This window comes from Sphingobacterium composti (assembly GCF_009829075.1).
GTDB classification, from domain to species: Bacteria; Bacteroidota; Bacteroidia; order Sphingobacteriales; family Sphingobacteriaceae; genus Sphingobacterium; species Sphingobacterium composti.
Map to the genome: position 1 here is coordinate 1 of NZ_WUQZ01000035.1, position 19,485 is coordinate 19,485.

At 36.7% G+C, this 19,485-nt stretch carries 12 protein-coding genes and 1 pseudogene; 3 read left to right on the forward strand and 10 right to left on the reverse strand.

The window, feature by feature from the left end:
• Window positions 1–222 precede the first annotated feature (222 nt).
• Window positions 223–1,059, reverse strand: coding sequence for a helix-turn-helix domain-containing protein (locus GOQ17_RS15300; RefSeq protein ID WP_159638821.1), 837 nt, complete (start codon window positions 1,057–1,059; stop codon window positions 223–225).
• A 114-nt stretch (window positions 1,060–1,173) separates the two neighbouring features.
• On the opposite strand from GOQ17_RS15300, the gene map reads away from it, so the two are divergent.
• Complete coding sequence (gene map / locus GOQ17_RS15305) at window positions 1,174–1,938, forward strand: type I methionyl aminopeptidase (protein WP_159638823.1); 765 nt, start codon at window positions 1,174–1,176, stop codon at window positions 1,936–1,938.
• A 242-nt stretch (window positions 1,939–2,180) separates the two neighbouring features.
• The gene (locus GOQ17_RS15310) at window positions 2,181–2,723 is read left to right on the forward strand and encodes an HAEPLYID family protein (RefSeq protein ID WP_317163284.1); all 543 of its coding nucleotides are present in this window, start codon (window positions 2,181–2,183) and stop codon (window positions 2,721–2,723) included.
• Between the two features lie 88 nt (window positions 2,724–2,811).
• Here the strand turns inward: GOQ17_RS15310 and GOQ17_RS16260 are convergent, their stop codons facing one another.
• The 9 genes and pseudogenes from GOQ17_RS16260 to GOQ17_RS15350 all read right to left on the reverse strand — a co-directional run bounded on the left by GOQ17_RS16260 (window position 2,812) and on the right by GOQ17_RS15350 (window position 18,942).
• On the reverse strand, window positions 2,812–3,111 hold the full coding sequence (locus GOQ17_RS16260) for a transposase (protein ID WP_201288647.1): 300 nt from the start codon (window positions 3,109–3,111) through the stop codon (window positions 2,812–2,814).
• 70 nt (window positions 3,112–3,181) lie between these two features.
• The gene (locus GOQ17_RS15315) at window positions 3,182–3,973 is read right to left on the reverse strand and encodes a transposase (RefSeq protein ID WP_201288648.1); all 792 of its coding nucleotides are present in this window, start codon (window positions 3,971–3,973) and stop codon (window positions 3,182–3,184) included.
• Window positions 3,974–4,322: 349 nt separating this feature from the next.
• A pseudogene (locus GOQ17_RS15320) lies at window positions 4,323–4,895 on the reverse strand (transposase).
• Between the two features lie 188 nt (window positions 4,896–5,083).
• Entirely contained in the window at window positions 5,084–6,769 is a 1,686-nt protein-coding gene (locus GOQ17_RS15325) for a right-handed parallel beta-helix repeat-containing protein (RefSeq protein WP_159638827.1), read from the reverse strand.
• Window positions 6,770–6,810: 41 nt separating this feature from the next.
• The gene (locus tag GOQ17_RS15330) at window positions 6,811–8,541 is read right to left on the reverse strand and encodes a right-handed parallel beta-helix repeat-containing protein (protein ID WP_236537172.1); all 1,731 of its coding nucleotides are present in this window, start codon (window positions 8,539–8,541) and stop codon (window positions 6,811–6,813) included.
• A gap of 192 nt (window positions 8,542–8,733) precedes the next feature.
• Window positions 8,734–10,296, reverse strand: coding sequence for a RagB/SusD family nutrient uptake outer membrane protein (locus GOQ17_RS15335; RefSeq protein ID WP_159638831.1), 1,563 nt, complete (start codon window positions 10,294–10,296; stop codon window positions 8,734–8,736).
• An 11-nt stretch (window positions 10,297–10,307) separates the two neighbouring features.
• A complete protein-coding gene (locus GOQ17_RS15340; RefSeq protein WP_159638833.1) occupies window positions 10,308–13,439 on the reverse strand; it encodes a SusC/RagA family TonB-linked outer membrane protein in 3,132 nt (1,043 codons plus the stop codon).
• A gap of 23 nt (window positions 13,440–13,462) precedes the next feature.
• Window positions 13,463–14,695, reverse strand: coding sequence for a hypothetical protein (locus GOQ17_RS15345; protein WP_159638835.1), 1,233 nt, complete (start codon window positions 14,693–14,695; stop codon window positions 13,463–13,465).
• A gap of 164 nt (window positions 14,696–14,859) precedes the next feature.
• Window positions 14,860–18,942, reverse strand: coding sequence for a two-component regulator propeller domain-containing protein (locus tag GOQ17_RS15350; protein ID WP_159638837.1), 4,083 nt, complete (start codon window positions 18,940–18,942; stop codon window positions 14,860–14,862).
• Window positions 18,943–19,197: 255 nt separating this feature from the next.
• On the opposite strand from GOQ17_RS15350, the gene GOQ17_RS15355 reads away from it, so the two are divergent.
• Window positions 19,198–19,485, forward strand: a 288-nt coding sequence (locus tag GOQ17_RS15355) for a DUF4372 domain-containing protein (RefSeq protein WP_159638839.1), incomplete at its 3' end; no start/stop codon positions are given.

The following is a 19,485-nucleotide window of genomic DNA, read 5'->3' on the forward strand; positions in this document are numbered from 1 at the left end:
TACATAAGATTATTCTAACTGATGAATCAAACCTGTACAACGCTATTAATTAGTGGTGTACTTTGGAGCGGAATGACTGGTGTACTTTGCTGTGGAATGGTGGTGTAGTATGGTCCGGAATATTCATATTTCAAAAGTCAAATAGAAAAAATAAAAGCCTTCTATTAGCTTATATGATGTAAAAAGGATAATTTAAAAGCTACAAATAGCAAAGAATCATCTTTATTCCCAACTATATTGAGTTGGAGTTGTTCCTATATAATGTTTAAAGTCTTTCGAGAAATGATTATAATCGTAGTATCCTGTAATAAGAGGTACATCACTAAAGTCTTTGACTTTATTAGTTTTCAATCTATTATAACTGTAAATAAATCGCTGAAGAGAAATATATTTTTTAGGAGATATTCCAATATATTTAACAAAATTCCGGTGTAACCACCTGGAATTAACCCCTTTTCCTAACTGAAAAAGAACATCAACGATCGTAGTATTTCCTTTTCTATCCTCGATATATTGAGTTGCAATATTCAATATAAAGGGAAAATTACTTTCAACTTTATACGATGAAAGAATATTATCTAAAAAAGAGAGCCTATCTAACAATAATTCCTTTTCATACATATCATTAAAAACTTGCTGCCATTTTTCATTTACAACCTCAGTCAGATTACAGATAGGTTTCGATGAAAAAACGGATGGTGAAATGTTAAAAATGGAATTAAATGATGCTGGTTTAAACCGTATTACTAAGATATAATCAATTTCTTCCGGGATTTGCCAATAAATATTCTTGATAACCCCATAACACAGCCAAACACTATTCAATATTATATCATCTTTTTCTTCTTTTAGAAGTACTTTATCCGTTTTGTTTGGCATTAAAATAACGGATGGAAGACCATCATTAAATAATGATTGTTTAGAAATTAGATTTTTACAAGTAAAGATATATACCCCTTCAACATGTTCATTTTTCACCCCTTGTAACAGGGTATCCTGTTCTTTTACTGAATCGTACGTAAAACATGATTTAATATTTTGAAAAAAATTTATTGGCATAGCTATGCACAAATATACGCTTTTACAATATTTAAATGTCCGATTTTTACTTTTCTAACCTTTACTGAAGTAATACTTTTGTAGTAAATAGATAATAGGAAATTGAACCAAACTATGCTAATAACTAAGGAAGAAGATTTAATTGGTATGAAGAAAGCTAGTGCAGCTGTTGCACAAACTTTAAAAGAAATGAGAAATTACGTTAAAATAGGCATGTCTACAAAACATGTAGATGACTATGGAAAAAAAATACTTTCAAGTTTCGGCGCAAAGTCAGCACCATATCTTACTTATGGTTTCCCTGGCACTACATGCATAAGTGTAAATAATGAATTTTGCCATGGCATTCCTTCTACAAATAGAATATTTCAGGAAGGTGATTTAATAAATATTGACGTTTCTGCTGAACTCAATGGCTTTTGGGCTGATAATGCAGGGTCATTTGTACTTGGAGAAGATATTCACCAACATCAAAAACTTATTGATGCCTCAAAACAGATTTTACACAAAGCAATATTTGCGATCAAAGGAGGTGTAAAAATATCTGATATTGGACACTTAATGGAAAGTGAAGCTAAGAAATATGGATTTATGGTGATTAAAAATCTCGGTGGACATGGTATTGGCAGAAGTTTACATGAAGAACCTGATGAATTGATGAATTATAAAAATCGATTCGACCAAAGGCGTTTCAAAAAAGATTCAGTAGTAGCTATTGAAACTTTTATATCCACCATTTCATCTCAAGCTATAACACTTAATGACGGTTGGACAATGGTAGGAAACAAAGGTGGATATATGGCGCAACATGAACATACAATTGTGATTACTGGAGAAAATCCCATTGTATTGACAAAACTTAATGACATATGGGATTGAGTAGTGCTACGTAAAAAAGAAATGACTCTCTTACTCATATTAATAGAATATGGTTAGAAAAATTTCGGATTAGAAGATTAACCCTATATCAAAACAAACTCATTAGTTTTACATTGTTAGTTCACCAAGAACCAAAATATCATATAACACTCCTTCTCTACTTCTGAGTAAACGAAACAGAACAATAGTCTTAAAAAAACGCAACTAACTAAGTTACAAACATTATAACTTACATAGGTCAGATTTATTTATTAAGTCAAGCTAACAAAGGCGAAAGTCAACAACTATCTATTCCTGGAAATAAGATAGAAGGACTAAAACTCGCGACACAATATAATTTCTTAGTCAATGAAAAGAGAAAATTATCAATGGCAATTGCTTATGTTCACGAATTCGAATTTAATACGTTCAAACAATTAGCTCATCACGGAAGTGTTTTTACAGGAATGCGTATGAATCCTGTTTTTATAGCAGCCAAAAACTTCAATAATTTTAACACATTACTATACACAGGGCCTGTAATTAATCAAGATTATTCAAAACGTAGTATAAAAACTGCAGCCACAGTTAATGACAGCCTAATGTACTTTATTCCCAATACTAAAAATTTCGTAGGGATTGAGAATAATATGGATTTTGATAATGATAGTTTTCACTATTATTTACGTCCTCAAATGAAAGTAGCAATAAAACACAATCAAATGATTGACCTTCTAGCTGGTATTCCAATATCAAATGAAAAATCTAAAGGAAATCTAATGACTCGTATTATTTTCGAACTATAGTCTAGTTAGTTGTTCCTTAATAACCTTATTTTTGCAAGTTATATTTAAAAATAGGATTATAAAAAAAGAGAATTTTGATCTGATAAAATCAGAAAAACATTTTCAGTTTCAGTATTTCCATCATTTTCTTGAGATTCCAAGCAGTTGCTGCTAGTAAAGCATTTATTTGAGGGCCATTTTCACCCCGAAAGTAATTCTTTGCCATCCTGAAGTCGGTTTTTAAATGTCCGATTATAGGTTCTATTGCTGCTCTTGTTCTGAATTTTTTACTCTTTACTTGTTTTTGATAAGCGGTATCTGATTTTTTTGCTATATTTTTACTCCTTTTGATTCTTTCTTCCCTCTTCCACCTCGATCTAAACGAGTTCCTCTGGAAGCTTCTGTCCACTGGCTTCCATTTATTCCAATAATGGCTCTATTGTATGACCATCATAAGGGTTTTGCAAAAATGCTTTAATTCACAGAATAATCTTCTTTCCTTTATTGGCGGTTGTTACTATGCCAACTTTATTCCCAAATTCATATTGCTTATGCGCTTTCCCTTTAGCAATACATCGGGTAAATGGTTTGTGAATACTGTAAATTTTATCTTTATCGTTTCTTTTTTGTGTGACCGATTTGCTGTAAAGTGCCAGTAAATCTTTGTGTTTTTCTTGTTGTTCTGTTGTAAAATTACGCTCCAGTTCACGTATTGACCTCATGGCAATCGTTTTGAGTTGTCGCTGTGACTTTCTTGCTGTTTTTGCTCGTTTGGGATGTTTGCCGTTGTAGGTGTTTCGAACTAGCTGTTTACTGACTTTTGTATAGCGCTGTCTCTGTTTTATTCCTTCCTTTTCGGCAATTTTGTTGCAATAATCAATCACCTTTTTACACAATTTTGCATCTGTAGGAAAGGTCGTGTTATTCTCCTGAACGGTAATGTCTGATAATACAAAATTAGAGGTATTCGTCTTTGCATCATGCATTCTCACACTATAGGAAAAGATTTTTGTAATACCTTTTTCTCCTATCCTTTTTCGAAAATGAACAAAATTACTTGGATCACAAGGAAACTCATGTTCAAAGAAAACCCGGCCGCAAAAATTCTGCATGTAAGGATTCATAATCCAAGCTTTTTCTAAAGTCTCATCACCCAAATTGTACAGATGTTTCAGCAACAAACAGCCCACCATAAACTGTATAGGATGACTTGGATTGCCAAATTTGGAATACAAAGGAGAAAAATTCATTCTCGAAATAATTCCAATCATTTTTTTCTGATAATAAAACAAGTTCATGCTTTTTATCAATAAAATCCACCAACATAGGGCGGAACAATTCTGGCAGTTTTTCTGGATTTTTACCCAACATATTTGCAACCTTTTGATGCCTCAGTATACGAAAACCTGCAATAAAAAATAAGAATATACATGTTTAAAATATTGACAGTCAAATGTTTAATCTAAACTTAAGGAGTGACTATTTAAAAACTATAGCAAACTCACCTTCGGATATTCTAAAAACAACTCGAATCCAGCTGATATCTTAATAATCCAAAGCCTTCTCGATGAGAGAAGGCTTTTTTATCCTAATTCAGACCTTTAAACCTGAACTCGATAATTAAAAAGCGTACAATTGGTTAGTTTTTACCGTTTGATATTTGATTGAAGGTTTCTTAGGGAAGAAACTGTATGCTGCTAATCCAGCTAAGATATTTACGATAAAGTTGATGAATGAACGATGTCTTGAATGCTCAATCTGACAGATGTTTTTAAGTTCGTCGTTCACAGTTTCTATAACTGATCTTTTTCTAAGCATAATCTTATCATTCATACTCATTAGGCTATTTTTCATCTTGTTTCGTATTACGGTGACTAGATGTATTCCATCGATGAAAAGACATAGTTAAGGGCATAATCACAGTCTGGCTAAGTTCTACAAAACGATTGTAAGAAACTGTCTTAGGAAAATCTTTGTTCAGGTGGCGCTGTACATAAAATATGTAATAATGCTTGAAACATTTAAAGCCAATAATCTGAAATAATAGTAGGATACTAATGATCTCACTATTTGACATGGTTGCTGGTCGTCTTGAAGCCTTCCCAATGATGAAGTTTTTAGTGTTTTTTCAAAGTTCTTGCAAAACTCATCAACTATGCAGAAAATATCGGTAACTTTATCGTATGTAATCATGGCCTGGTATATTATTAAATTTTTGAATTCCAGATACTTAAACACAAACATTTACCACCATGATTGCAATTTTAAATAGAATTAATAATCGAATTCAGGTTTTAAGAAATATCTTTCATTATCTTATGGAAAAGGCCTCATTATTTTCACATTTATTTAACTATCCTGAGAAACGAAACCTGATACCATCACTTTACACTATAATTTTCACCTCCTACAATAACGACATCTTTCAGCGCTCCGAATATTTTATTATTTAAAACCCGGACATTTTTGCTTCCCCTTATATAGATAGCTTGCCCCCCTACCGCTTGAATAACATTATTTTTAATCACAATATTCTTATTTAAAAGAAACGGGTTAGATTTAACACTGGATACATCGACATTGATCGCCGTCCCATCTTGGATACCATGTCCATAACCACAGTCAATAATGTAATTGTTTTCAATCAAAACATTTTCTACAGGACCACTTTCTCTCCAATTTAGTTCAGCACCCAATTGGATGGCTGTACCGCTACTCTGTTGAATGGTATTACCTCGAATGATGACATTTTTAGATTTGATCAAATAAGCACGAGCCAAATGGCTTCTTACCGTATTGTTAAGTATTTCAACAGCTGGTCTTCGCGTAATGTTTGTCAAAAAATATTTTGAACGATCAAAGGACAATGGTTTATCCAGTGTTACAGAAACACGCCATAATTGGCTACTAGTATCAACCTGCATGACTTTAAAATTCGCTATAGGTTCAAGTGTACTGCGGTCAACTAGTAGTAAGGTATCCGCTATATCCGGGTAATCTAACGATAAAGCATGTAGATCTGCCTGCTCAATACGAATTTCAACTTTTCTGCGATCATGCGCATCTGGATAGATTTCGTAATAATAGTTATGAATATTTGTACAATCATCCCCCTGCCCAGCAAATTTGCAATCCTTCAATACAATTTTTCCTTTACAACTTGTAAAATGCGTTGCATCCGTATTGGTTGAAATCTGGGTGCCAGGACGAGGTATTACCTGCAAATTATGCAGCATTATATTTTCACTGCGATGACCTACGACTCCCATTCCAGGATGACTATGGATCTTAACGTCGATCAATTCAATTTCTTTGGATTCCTTTATCAAGATTGCCGCCCGATAGTGCGCTGAATGTCTTAGTATACATAAGTCATTCAATGGAGGATTTGCGTTGCTAAAAATGCGTATCGTGCTATCATTAAGTAAAGTCTTACCCTCATCATTTCCTGCTGTATAAACCCTGTCCTTCTTGACATCATAAAAATGTATGCGTCCTGTAATCAAACTATCCAGCATGCTATATAGTCTATTGTCAAATCGAATATCGAAAGATCCATTCTGCGTATCGATAATCTCCCCAATCGTATATGGGGGTCTTTTATAGTCTATTGATAACCCCTTTATTTTGACGTTTAGTGCATTGCGAATAGAAATAGCTTCGTACCACCCCGAAAACAAGACTGTAGCTCCTTCAGCCTCGATGCGGACATCCCGGCATCCTCCCAAATCCAAACCGATTACATAGGGGGCACTAGGCTTGAAAAGAACAGCTTGCACATTTTCTCCATATCTGCCCCTAAGCGCATTTGCTTCAATGCTAAGCGCTTCTTCCATTTCGAAATCATAAATACCAGGTTCAAAGTAGATGACCGACCCCGGAACTTTCCTTGCTCTTTCCAAAGCGAGCTGTATTGGTATTGCATCATTTCTTCCATCATCAGGAATGGCACCAAACGATCTTACATGGATCTGTTTGTGTGCATCTAGATCAGGAGCAGCAAATACATGTATATCAATTAATAAAAAAAATAAAAAAAAACTTAGACATCCGAATTGTGATAACATATTATGTATTTAAAAAAATGATAAAAGTGTATTCCCTGATTTTATTCTACAACATCTTCTTTGCGCATATGCGTAGTCTCAATGCCGGTATAAGCAAAATCATTGGAGAAAAAATTGGTAGAAAGGTCCACATTTCTGCAACCATCAAGCTTGAAATTAGCCCTTTGCCAAGCAAAAGGTTTGTAATCATACGTTTGGATGATCATATTATTATTAAAATACAAGCCATCCACAGATCGAGCCATCAGAATCGGTTTATCAAATGTTCGAATTATATTATGCTCAATACGAATATTCTTATGATATGTTGGCGAATGGATTGATGTGGGTTTAAAAGAGGGTGTTATCGTCACAATGGCTTCTCCCCATTCCCACTTTCCACCATTTTGTGAAGAAGAGGTACCACAGTTATCAAACACATTATTTTGGATGGAAACATCACGTAAAGCACCTGCCTCATACCAGTAATCAATATCACCCTCCATCAAGATGGCCGTTCCGGCAGTGCTGAAATAATTGTTTTCAATGACGACCTTACCTGCGGTAGTTACTAGAATTCCTCTTGCTCTATTCCGCCTTCCAATGTGACAGTTTTTGATCAATAGATCAGGATTCCAGGAAGCATTCTCCATAAAATACCTTTCATCCACCTCTAATGGCGCCTCTTTATCCAAGATAACTGTGTACCCCACTAGATTTTTATCTTTGTCATAACGATTAGCTACCTGCTGCACAGTACCGCCATCTATGCGTTGTACGGTTTCATTAGCAATAAACCATACCGAATCGCCTACGCTAAAATAACATGACCTTGAACTCCTATGAAAATTTACTGCTAGGGTCTTTCTATTTTTATGTACACGATCAATCGGAATATATACACCTCGAACATTCGCAAAATCATCACCTTGCCCCTCGTGAATACAATTTGTAATTACAATTTCCCCCTTATTACTTACCAAGTGAAAAGCATCAGAAAGTCCGCTAAATACACGCTCCTTTTTGCTATTCGGAACCATATTCACCTTGTTAAAATATAAATTTTCACAACGTTCGGCGAGCACTCCCATGCCTAATGCGTGATGGATTGTTATATTTTCCAGAAATGCATTTTTATTATTCAATAAAATCAAACCTGGCGCGAGGTACCTGCCATGATATAATGTAATGATGGTTTCCTTCGCTACCTTATTTTCTACATGTCCATAAAAGCGTAGTAGATTATCTCCTATTTTTGAAACTTTCCCTTTAAAAAGCGAATTATCCGAAGAAATATACCTATCTCGTGTTAGGAATTCGATATCCAAACTATTCGGATTATATAAGGTCGAGTAGCCCTCAACATCGATCGGCAAAAACCCTTGTTCATTCGAAAAGTATACACTATCGTTCCGCATGGTATAGGGATATTGTACTGAATCTACAAAAACATCCACATAGTTTGATTCCGTACCCTTAATAGTCCCCTGGCTGATATAAGGCCTATCCCAATCTACCGTAAAATTTTTGAGCGTAATATTGGACGATTTCTCTACATAGGCAACACTCATTTTGCCATGAAAAACAAATGTAGCCTCTCCACCATCAACTGTTAGCGAGTCTTTACCCACTATTCCAAAACCGATGTTATAAGAATCCCTTTTATAAAAGAAATCGTAGCGTCCTTTTTCAAACTTGAGTAACAAGCGACGATTAGGAAGATCCTGGATGATCTGATTGATTCTATTTCCCTGATCCTGACCAGTGTTTGGTAATATCCCAAGATCTTTCATGTACAGTGTGTCTTGCGCATTGCAGTCCATGATGAAAAGCAGTAAACAAAAGCAAACGAAGATAAGCCTTGAGGCATACTTGCCACATTTAGGCATTCTTAAATTGTAAAATAATGACATTTTGGTTGATTTATAACGGACAAAATGAAATATATCCATTTTGTCCGTCATTTAGAAATTTTGAAAAACGAATTATTTCCAAAGCGGATTTTGTTCAATTTTCCCATTAGAAGCATCAATCACATCTTGAGGGATGGGAAATATGCGATGCTTATCTCTAATATTTGCTGCCTGCGTGGTCTGCTCAGCGGTTGTAGGATATTTACTGAAAGACTTTACAGCTTCCTCCAACTTGCCAAAGCGTACCAAATCAAACCATCTATGCCCTTCAAAGCAAAGTTCAAAATTGCGTTCTTGCAAAATAGCGAGGAGAAAATCATTTGCATTTTGCGGTTTTAGATCAATAGCTGCATTCGCTGTGTTCATAGCTACACCAAATCCACGTCGACGAATTTTATTAACACTTTCCAGCGCCTCGGGCTTTACGGCATTATCAGCACGTACTGACGCTTCCGCATAGATAAGTAGGAGATCTGCATATCTTGATATGGGAAAATTAATTGGATTGGACCAATTGACCCAGGTCGATCCCCTATCTTCTTCTTTCAAGGGATGTCTAAATTTATATACGAAATAATTATTCCCAACCGACTGAGGATCACGATCCTCTACCAACTCAGTGCCTTTTAAAATTAAGCTATAATCCGCAATACTATTGCGTCGCTTGTCGTTTTCGTCAAACTTCTCATAAAACTCCTTGGCTGTTCTTACTTTTTGCCAATAGAGACTATATGGGGTGGAAATACCATCAGTTGAACCCACTTGACCACCATATTTAGTTGCATCATCCCGATTTGAAAATTCGGCGTCAAATATATATTCCTTACTATATTCGTTGGACGCATCAAATAGGCTGAAGTAATTTTCTACCAGATCGAAAAGGCCAGAATCGATAACCTTTTTAGCCTGAGTTTCTGCCTTTCGTGCCGCCTCAACATCATTTAGTGGCATTCCTGCCATTTGTAGATACGCTTTTGCAGAAAAAGTGACCGCAGCATATTTATGGGCTTTACCGTTGATATTGCGAATTGGCAGCAATTTTTCTGCCATATCAAAATCAGCGATGATTTGATCATATACCTCCTTTAGCGAGGCTTTTCTAGTGTCCAACGTATTGAGATCAGTAGTTTCTTTAATCACTAAAGGTACCTCCCCATAAAATCTTGCCAGATTAAAGTAAAAAAAGCCCCTTAAAAAATAGGCTTCACCAAGAATGGTGTTTTTTTCTTCATCGCTCAATTTCACTTCACTTGTCGCCATGCGATCGATAATGGTATTGCTACGGGCTATACCTAGATACTGTACAAACCAAGTTCGTGAGACGATGTAATTATTCGGTGTATACGTATAATTACTTATTTGATGTTCATTATCACCATAAGCCGTAAAACACTCGTCCGTACCTACGCGCCCCAGGTATAACATACCTTCAAAATAATTTCCCCATCGATGTCCGGGGCCCCATTCTGCAGAAGTCAATACGTTGTAGGTTCCTGCCAATGCCATATCAAAATCTTCCTTTGTCTTAAAAAAGTTTGCCGTAGATATATTACTTTCTACCGGAACTTCCAAAAAGTCGGAACAGGAAGTCATTAATCCGATTCCAATTATTAATAAAAGTCTATTCAGTTTCATGATGTTATTTTTTAGAAAACAATGTTTAAGCCAGCAGTAAAAGTTTTGGCTCTAGGAAATACGCCATAGTCAAAACCCGATGTCAGTACACTGGTCATGCTGCCTGCACTTTGCGAACCTGTTATTTCAGGATCGTACCCAGAATATTTCGTAAACGTATACAGGTTTTCAGCAGCAACATAGAGTTTAGCATTTCGTATTATTTTGGTTTTGGTAAGCCAATCGCCTTTTAATGTATACCCTATCCGAGCCGTTTTAAACCTTAAAAATGATGCATCTTCCACAAACACAGACGGCATGGTACCTACAGCCATTTGTGCATATTGTGTGCTTGACGGATTATCTGTAGTCCATCTGTCTTTGTAATACGCCATTTGATTATAGTCCACCGCTCCAAAGCGAGCCGCTTGTATGTAGTTTGCGTTAAATACATCATTTCCATAGGAATACTGAAATCCAAGATGAAGGTCTATATTTCTCCAGGTCCATGTGCTCGCAAATGACCCAAAGAAATCTGGTAGAGACTTCCCGATATCTGTTCTATCTTCAGCCGTTATTTTGTTGTCGTTATTCAGATCTTTATATCTTATCCAACCAGCCTTCTCCCCTACACCTTCCACGGCTACACCAGTTTTTGCTGTACCATCTGCGTTGAAATCTTCCGTTTTATATACCCCATCGGCAATGTACCCATGCATGGTACCTATAGGACCTCCCTCTTTGAGCATAACGGCCTGTTGTCCTGCCGAGCTAGATATAAAGCTAGCTGCCAAATAGATAGGAGCGCCATTTTGACCTAACTCTTTAATAATTGATTTATTTTTGGCAAAGTTCACATTGAAATCCCATTTAAAATCCTCAGACTTGACCAATGCAGCATTTAGGCTAATCTCTAACCCCTCATTTCTTAGCATACCAATATTTTGCCAAGCTTTATCGTAGCCCGAAATATTTAAGACCGGCGCTTCCAACAGTAAATCGCGGGTATCTTTAATGTAGTAATCCGCAGTAATTGCAATGCGATTATCAAAGCCCCCCACTTCGAGTCCGACGTTCCATTCCCGTGTCCGTTCCCAACGAAGGTTTTCATTGGCCAAACTGGCAGCAGCCTGTCCTATGGCTATTGAATTATTGAAATTATAATTGGTATTATACAACTGCGCATAGGCACCTGTAGTCGGCACATTCGAATTTCCGACTTCGCCAAGACTTAACCGAAACCTCAAGTTGGAAATTTGCTTTATACGTTTTATAAAATCTTCTTCCATCATATTATAAGCTAATGCTCCGGAATAGAACGTACTCCACTTATTCGTTTTAAAAGCAGAAGAACCATCACGTCGCGTGGTAAATGTCAGCAAGTATTTACCGTCGTAGCTATAATTGACCCTTCCGATAAATGATAAGAAGTTGGTTTTACCTACATTTGAGTACGTTGTGAAGTTTTTAGCCATCTGTGCGTTATTGTAGCCCAGGCTTTCATTATCAAAAGAAGAGAATTCAGCGCGGCTAAAATCAGATTTGAAACCTTGCTCAGTAATACCTCCTAAAATGTTCAGCTGATGTCCACCTTCGAATTTGGGCGTCCAGGTTAATGTATTCTCATTAATCCAACTCTGACTGTTGACATTACCGATTACCCCCAAACCATTGTAAAAATGACCTGTGGGCGTAGATTTCGGATAGAATTGCTTATCGTTTAACCCATTAACATCGTAACCACCGGTAATTTTTAGTTGTAAGTCGTTACGAATATCATATTGAAAATAAGCGTTTAATGTCGTTTTCTTGATCGTCTTGATTAGATCCACATAATTAACTAAATCAAGAGGACTACCTCTGTAACTTGCTAGGTCACTTGTTATGGAGCTTTGGCTCACACCAGCGCGACGGAAATAGGCCTGTGTAGTCTCGTCAAAAGTATATGGCCTAGCTAGAATAGCGCCAATGACTACCCCTAATGCCGTACCATCGCCTCCACCTGTAGGTACACCATCGTCTGTAATCTGGCTAAATGCGATATCAGCTCCCACTTTTATTTTATCAGACAATTTATGATCTACCGAAAGTTTACCGGTCAACTTTTTCCAATCTGTGTTCTCAATAATGGATTTGTTTTGCATATAGGAACCTGAAGTCATAAAATTTGTTTTATCTCCCGAATGCTGGATCGATAAGGAATGATTTTGGAGGAATCCTGTACGGTATATTTCATCCTGCCAGTTTATCGAACGTATATTGGGATCAAATTGATAACCTAATCCAGTTGTTTGATCAACAAATTGCGAGTTGGTAGGACTGTTTTCAGCCTGATACCGGGCGAAATCCATAAAATCGAAGACCTCGTATTGTTTTGGAAGAATCTGCGAACTCATGTAGGTATTGTACTGAATTTTAGTCCCGACGCCAGTCCCTTTTTTGGTGGTTATCAAGATTACCCCATTTGAACCTCTATTTCCGTAAATTGCCGTTGCCGAGGCATCCTTTAAGACTTCAATCGATGCAATATCATCGGGATTGATGAACGATAAGGCACTCAATGCACCACTTTTATCGCTCATACCACCACCAGTTGAGGTACTTGATTCAAACAAGGGAAATCCATCCAACACGATAAGGGGTTGTGTGGACCCAGTAAGCGAGTTGGCACCTCTGATCAAAATATTGGATGCAGCTCCTGGCTGACCACCACCAGATTGAACCATTAAGCCAGGTACACCACCAGCTAAAGCATCGTCTAAGGACTGAATGACTCTATTTTCCAATGATTCTGGTTTGATGGAGGCAACAGCACCTGTCATATCTTTTCTTTTCATCGTTCCATAACCGACCACTACTACTTCTTCAAGATCATTATTGCTAGGGTTTAGCGTAATTGCCAGTCTATTTTCGCTTCCTACCTGTACTTCTTTGGTAGTAAACCCAACAGTTGAAAAGATTAATATGTTAGCATTACCTTTAAGTTCAATCTTGAATTCTCCATTGGGGTTGGTCGAAGTACTTCGATTGCTCTCTTTAGCCTTTACGGTGACTCCTTTCAAAACACTTCCTTTGTCATCCACGACTTTACCTACAATCTCCCTTTGCTGTGCTAGACCGCAGAAAACTGTAAAAAAGAAAATGAGTGTTATATATATGCGCATAAATTTGGTATTTATATAATTAATTAATCTTCAATCAAGTTTATTTGTACCTCATCTAAATATATGGTGCTGGGTGCAGCGGAGTTAATTACGAATGAGGGAAATGTGTTCAATAGTGTTTGAGGAAGCGGATTATTCTGAATATCAACATCGCCTACTACAAATTCGAACCGAAACTCCTGCCAATTGGTCGTAATACCCAGATCAGCACGATGGAATATTCGGGTTTCATTTTGAACTTCGAAAGGAATATTCGGATAATATTGCGACCAATTATTCTTTGCATGCGCCTGTAATAACTCATTCCACGACCAGTCTGGCAAATTATTAAGCAACATTACTTCAGATAATGTAAAATTCGCATCTGCTTTCATCCAGAAAATAAACTCATATTTTTTACCCTTTTGGAGATGCGCATTGTTTGTCCAGTTATCCCTAGTAAATAAACTCCAGGATTCATTGGCTTTATTGTAGTTAATACGCATAGAATATGCCGTCTGATCAGCACCGCCACTGGCTCTTACCAGCTTACCTAGGGAGACTTCATCTCTTCCTTGCTCACTCCAAGCTGTCCATTTTCCTATTTTAGACCCCGCATCAAAAGACCAACTATCCATATCTGCTTTCGTGTAAGGAAATAGTTGAGGATAGTTACCTACTACAATTTCTCTTTCGACAATAAAAGTAGCAGAGTCAATTTCACGCAACAGCTCCAATTGAATTTTCGCTTTTCCTTTTTTACTCCATTTCACAATCGGGTTTTCGGCTGTAGATTCTTCAGGACTACCACCGGGGAACTTCCATTTAAACTTGGTGGGGTTGCCTATTGATTGTAATGAAAATTTAATATCTTTTCCTAATGGAATAGCGCCCATTGGCGTCAATCCTTCTATTGTCAAGACCGCAGCTAAATTTTCGAGAACATCTATGGTAAACTCATGTTGTTCGGTCGTACCATTATCATAGGTCAGCTCCAGTCTACATTTTTTAGGGCCTTTTTCATCAAAAACTACGTTTACTACCGGATCACTTGAATTAAGCGGTGTCCCCTTCTCAAATGTCCATTTACGTTGAGCTACCCCTAATGAGAGGTCGGTCACTTCAAAATCCTTACCTACCATTGCGGTCTTGGTTAGTGTCGCAATCTTAAGTTCATGAATAGTACTCTTCCATTCTTCATCCCGATCACAGGATTGGAAAAAGGAAAAAGTACAGAGTAGTATACACACAATGATTTGCACTTTAGATTTGTTCATAAAATTTAGCTTAAGGTTTACAATAGCTACAAGGTCAAGTGTATCCTTGCATCAAATTACGTGAACAAAAATACTGGAGACTTGCATTTCAAAAGAAACACAAATCGTTCAATAAATAGCAAAAACGTCATTAGCATACATTTTTACCTGCTTTTAGCAATCATTTACGAGCCTTTGTGTTTATTTAGGTATTGCTTTGGCAAGCAACCAAACTCTTCTTTAAATATTTTGCTAAAGTAAGATAAGTTGTTTATACCAATTTTATACATGACATCGGAGACCGAATAATTATCGTTTTCCAAAATCTGAGCAGCCCTTTTCAAGCGAATATTTCTAATAAATTGAACAGCCGTCATCCCAGTCAATGCTTTTATCTTACGGTACAGTTGCGGACGACTTATGGCAATATATTGACTGAGTTCTTGAACACCGAAATCCGGATCATGCATATTAGCTTCAATTATTTCAAGGCACTTGTTTAGCATTTTTTGATCGTAGGTCGAGATTACTATCTGTGAAGGCTCTAGATTTACCGGCTCGCTAAAGCGATTTTTTAGACGCATACTCGACTGAACCAAGGAATCAACGCGTGCTTTAAAAAGCTGTAGATTGAAAGGCTTGGACATATAGGCATCAGCTCCGGTATTATACCCATCAATTTTATGCGTCAATAGATTACGGGCTGTAAGCATCATGACAGGTATATGTGAAGTTTCGGTACTGCCTTTTAGCTGCGTACATATTTCTACACCTGTCAGCTCAGGCATCATAACATCCGTAATGACCAGGTCAGGCTGCTCTTCTTTTATTCTAATAAAAGCTTGTGTACTATCGTTTATCAGGATGGTATGATATTTAGGACTTAATAACTGCGTTACATAATTACCAAATTCGAAGTTATCCTCAATTAAAACAATCGTAGCCTCTTTATCAAAGACGTCGTCGTGTTTCTCCACAAACAGTTCTTCATCAGGATTAAGTTGGTCTACAACCAAGGGCATCGGCTCGGTTTGCGCAGTAATATATGTTGTCGTCTTAAGATTATCCTGTAAATGATGGGTACCTTTTGCCAGTCTGACATAAAAGGTCGTGCCTCTACCTGCGGGAGATTCAGCCCAGATCTCGCCATGATGCTGATCAATTATATATTTTGAAAGCGACAATCCGATCCCTACTCCTCCAGACAAATCATTATTTTCACTCTGATAGAATGGTTCAAATATTTTGTTCAGTTCATGTTCATGTATACCAGGACCATTGTCGATCACTTGAAAAATATAGGAATGCGCGTCGTCTGAACAAAATACATCGATACGTCCATTGGCAGGAGAAAATTTAAGTGCATTGGACAATAAGTTCATGATAACCTTTTCCATTTTGTCCGAATCGATGAAAATAGTTTGATGTATATTTTCCAGAACGAGGTTCAGCTCCACATTTTTTGCCTCTGCTATGGGCTTAAACAACAGCACCAGCTCTTGAAGAAAATCTTTAATATTAACTTCAGAAACCTCCATTGACATCATATTGGATTCAAATTTTCTAAAGTCGAGTATCTGATCGACGAGTGTTGTCAATCTCCCCACATTGCGATTTATCAGATCTAATTTGTCACGCGTAGTCTTACCTATATTCGTGTTCGTCAGCAATTCGTCTACAGGGACAGCTATTAAGGAAAGTGGGGTTTTAATCTCATGCGAAATATCGGTAAAGAATTTTATTTTATTGTCGAATGTCTTCTGTTCTTCTTCACGCAACTGACTTTCCATTTCTAGTTTATGTTGATTGGCTAATCTATTCAGTGAAATGCGTCTAAACAAGAAAAGTAAAAAACCGATTAAAACAACATAGAAAAAGTATGCCCAAATGGTAAGCCAAAAAGGAGGGGTAATTTCTAAGTCTAATGTAGCCGGCAATTCACTCCAAACGCCATCACTGTTAGCGGCATAAACTATAAGTTTGTATTTGCCGTGCTTTAAATTGGAATACACGGCAAAGTTTTGTGTGCCTTTAGTAAAATGCCAGGTATTATCAAAACCTTCCAACTTATACTTGTACTGGTTGAATGCTGGAGATGTAAAATGTAGGGCTACGAACTCAAATGTCAAACTATTACTGTTGTAAGGCAAACGTATTTTCTGTGTTTTTGAAATAGGCTTCTCCAAGATGACATGTCCATTCACCCTTTCGCCTACAGACACTTCTTCCGAAAAGATCTTTAATCCAGTAAGGACTATTTTTGGGGGAATGGGATTATTCTGCAAGCTATCTGGATGAAAAATATTAAATCCGTTAATTCCGCCAAATAACATCTCACCTGAACGCAACAAGGTGGCCGACATCATTTTAAACGAATTGCTTTGGAGTCTATCTTTATTTGAGTAATGCTTAATCTCACCTGTTACGGGGTTAAACTTGCAAATACCCATCCCCCCTATCCAAAAATTGCCATGTTGGTCTTCAAGTAGAGATTCCAATTCATTATTGGGAAAGGCATGTGTTTTATTGTTGTACGTAACAATTTGAAATTGATCCCTATCGGTTGGTTTTAAAATTTTATGTATTCCAGCACCTAGTGTAGCTATCCATATTTGTCTGGACTTATCTTGATGTATGACGGACACAAATTCACCGTGTTTTTTAGTATCAGAGGATAAAGGGATACGTTTTATTATAGGTTTTCCTTCGCTAAATGTAATCCTGCTGGCACCTCGACGTGTTCCTACCCAAATTGTTTTATTTGGTTGCTGCACATCACAGAATAAATCCGTCACAAAATTATCTTGTATCGAATGGTCATTATGCTCGTCATGACAATACTGTTTAAACGTTCCCTTATAAAAATCACCGGTGCTCGGAACATACTCATATAACCCATTGGAAGTACTGAACCAAAGATGGTTATCCTTATCCTTAATGATTTTATATATACTGGTTTTAGATTTTGATAATTCATCATTAAAGATCTTTATTTCGATCTGGGCGTTATTCCATACCTGCTTTACATTATTTGGCGAAACAAGGTACAATCCTTGCCATGTTCCAATCCACATTGCTCCAAACTGATCTTGATAAAATGCGGAAACATCCTTGAGCTTCGTGGATCCCACTTCGTTGATTTTCTTGCTCTGTCTATCGTTGAGATTCATCACCGAAAGACCTTCCGCTCGTGATCCGATCCAAAGCAGGTGATTGTTATCCTCAAGAAAAGTAATTACGTTGTTTTGTACATACGAATTATTCTTTCGGGAATCTAGCGCGTATAATTCTATTTTTTTGTCCACAACATTGGTCATGGAAATTCCTTCATTGATCGTACCTATCCAAAGCACTCCAGAGTAATCATCAAACAGTGCCTTTATTGAATTACCACTGATGGCGTTTTGAACTGCAAGATCAGACCGAAATGCTCTTTTAAATCGTACGGCAGTATCAAATAGATAAAGACCATCATTGGTTGTTCCAGCCCAGATATTATTTAATCGATCAAGGTGCAAGGACAACACACCAGTTGACGATTTCTTGTCAAGGATACGATTGGCGATATGATACACATACAATCCTTCGCTGGACCCGACTAAAATTTCATCTTTAGATTTATGTTTAAGTACATTGACATGCTGCGCAAAATCATCCCGCAAAAGCGTAGTATATTTTCTCTTAGGTATATCATACAAGACCAGTCCTCTGTTTGTTCCTATTAAAATCTGCTGTCTATTGATCTCTGTTATGGTTCGTATATTTTCATTTAAACTTAATTTAGACAGCAAAACACTCTCAATTTCTTTGTTCGTTTTCGTTAGAAAATACAACTCATTATCAGAACTAAACCAAATTTTATTATCCTGGTCTGCAATAATCGTTTGAATACTCTGGTGCTGACTGTTTACATTATTTTGACTCTTAATCTGCTTTATATTGCCCGAAGATGGATCGTAATAATTAAGGCCACCAGCCTCTGTACCGATATACAATAAAGAATCTGCACCTAAAAAAAGGGATAAAACCCTGTTATTGGAAAGCCCTGAATTATCCGTACGGTATATGCTTATATCCTTGCCATCGTATCTACACAGGCCGTTAAATGTACCAAACCACATAAACCCATCCTTATCCTGCATGATTGCATTGACATCCGAATGCGATAAACCCTCATTGACCGATATTCTATTAAAAAATACCTTATTTTGTGCTACTGCAATTCCACACAAAAAAAAAATGAGTAGTACAAATACAGTGTTTTTCATTTAGATAATATTTCTTAATAACAAAGTTTACTTAAAAAACTTAAAAAACAAAAAGAGTGTAGTAGTTCTGTAGTCTTTCCCTGATTTCCAAACAATTTAATAATTGTTTTTTTGTATTAATTTTTTAATATGATAATTATTTCTTAAATCATATACCATCTTAAATTCAAAAGCGTCCTAAATAAGGTAAAAAATGGCGGTGAATTTATATAGCAGAGATTGCTATATTTAATTCGCTAAAATGATTCAACCGCCATGGTAAATATAAACGTATTTTCTCAGATATTAGGACTAGTAGATCGCAATATTTTTAACAAATTGGTTCAACAATATCGGTCCGATAAACATCACAAAGGGATCAATAGCTGGACTCACTTTGTGAGTATGCTTTTCTGCCATCTTTCCTCCGCGGATTCCGTTCGCGATATTTCCAATGGTTTGCGTAGTACTACAGGAAACATGAGTCATATGGGAATTTCCAGAACACCTAGCAAGTCCAACTTATCTTATATCAACAAACATCGTGATCATTGTCTATTCCGT

Bases quoted from the DNA above. Each gene is read 5' to 3' on its own strand.
- GOQ17_RS15330 (WP_236537172.1), bottom strand. From the start codon at position 8,541: ATGAAAGATCTTGGGATATTACCAAACACTGGTCAGGATCAGGGAAAT.
- GOQ17_RS15300 (WP_159638821.1), bottom strand. From the start codon at position 1,059: ATGCCAATAAATTTTTTTCAAAATATTAAATCATGTTTTACGTACGAT.
- GOQ17_RS15340 (WP_159638833.1), bottom strand. From the start codon at position 13,439: ATGCGCATATATATAACACTCATTTTCTTTTTTACAGTTTTCTGCGGT.
- map (WP_159638823.1), top strand. From the start codon at position 1,174: ATGCTAATAACTAAGGAAGAAGATTTAATTGGTATGAAGAAAGCTAGT.
- GOQ17_RS15350 (WP_159638837.1), bottom strand. From the start codon at position 18,942: ATGAAAAACACTGTATTTGTACTACTCATTTTTTTTTTGTGTGGAATT.
- GOQ17_RS15315 (WP_201288648.1), bottom strand. From the start codon at position 3,973: ATGATTGGAATTATTTCGAGAATGAATTTTTCTCCTTTGTATTCCAAA.
- GOQ17_RS15345 (WP_159638835.1), bottom strand. From the start codon at position 14,695: ATGAACAAATCTAAAGTGCAAATCATTGTGTGTATACTACTCTGTACT.
- GOQ17_RS15335 (WP_159638831.1), bottom strand. From the start codon at position 10,296: ATGAAACTGAATAGACTTTTATTAATAATTGGAATCGGATTAATGACT.
- GOQ17_RS15325 (WP_159638827.1), bottom strand. From the start codon at position 6,769: ATGTTATCACAATTCGGATGTCTAAGTTTTTTTTTATTTTTTTTATTA.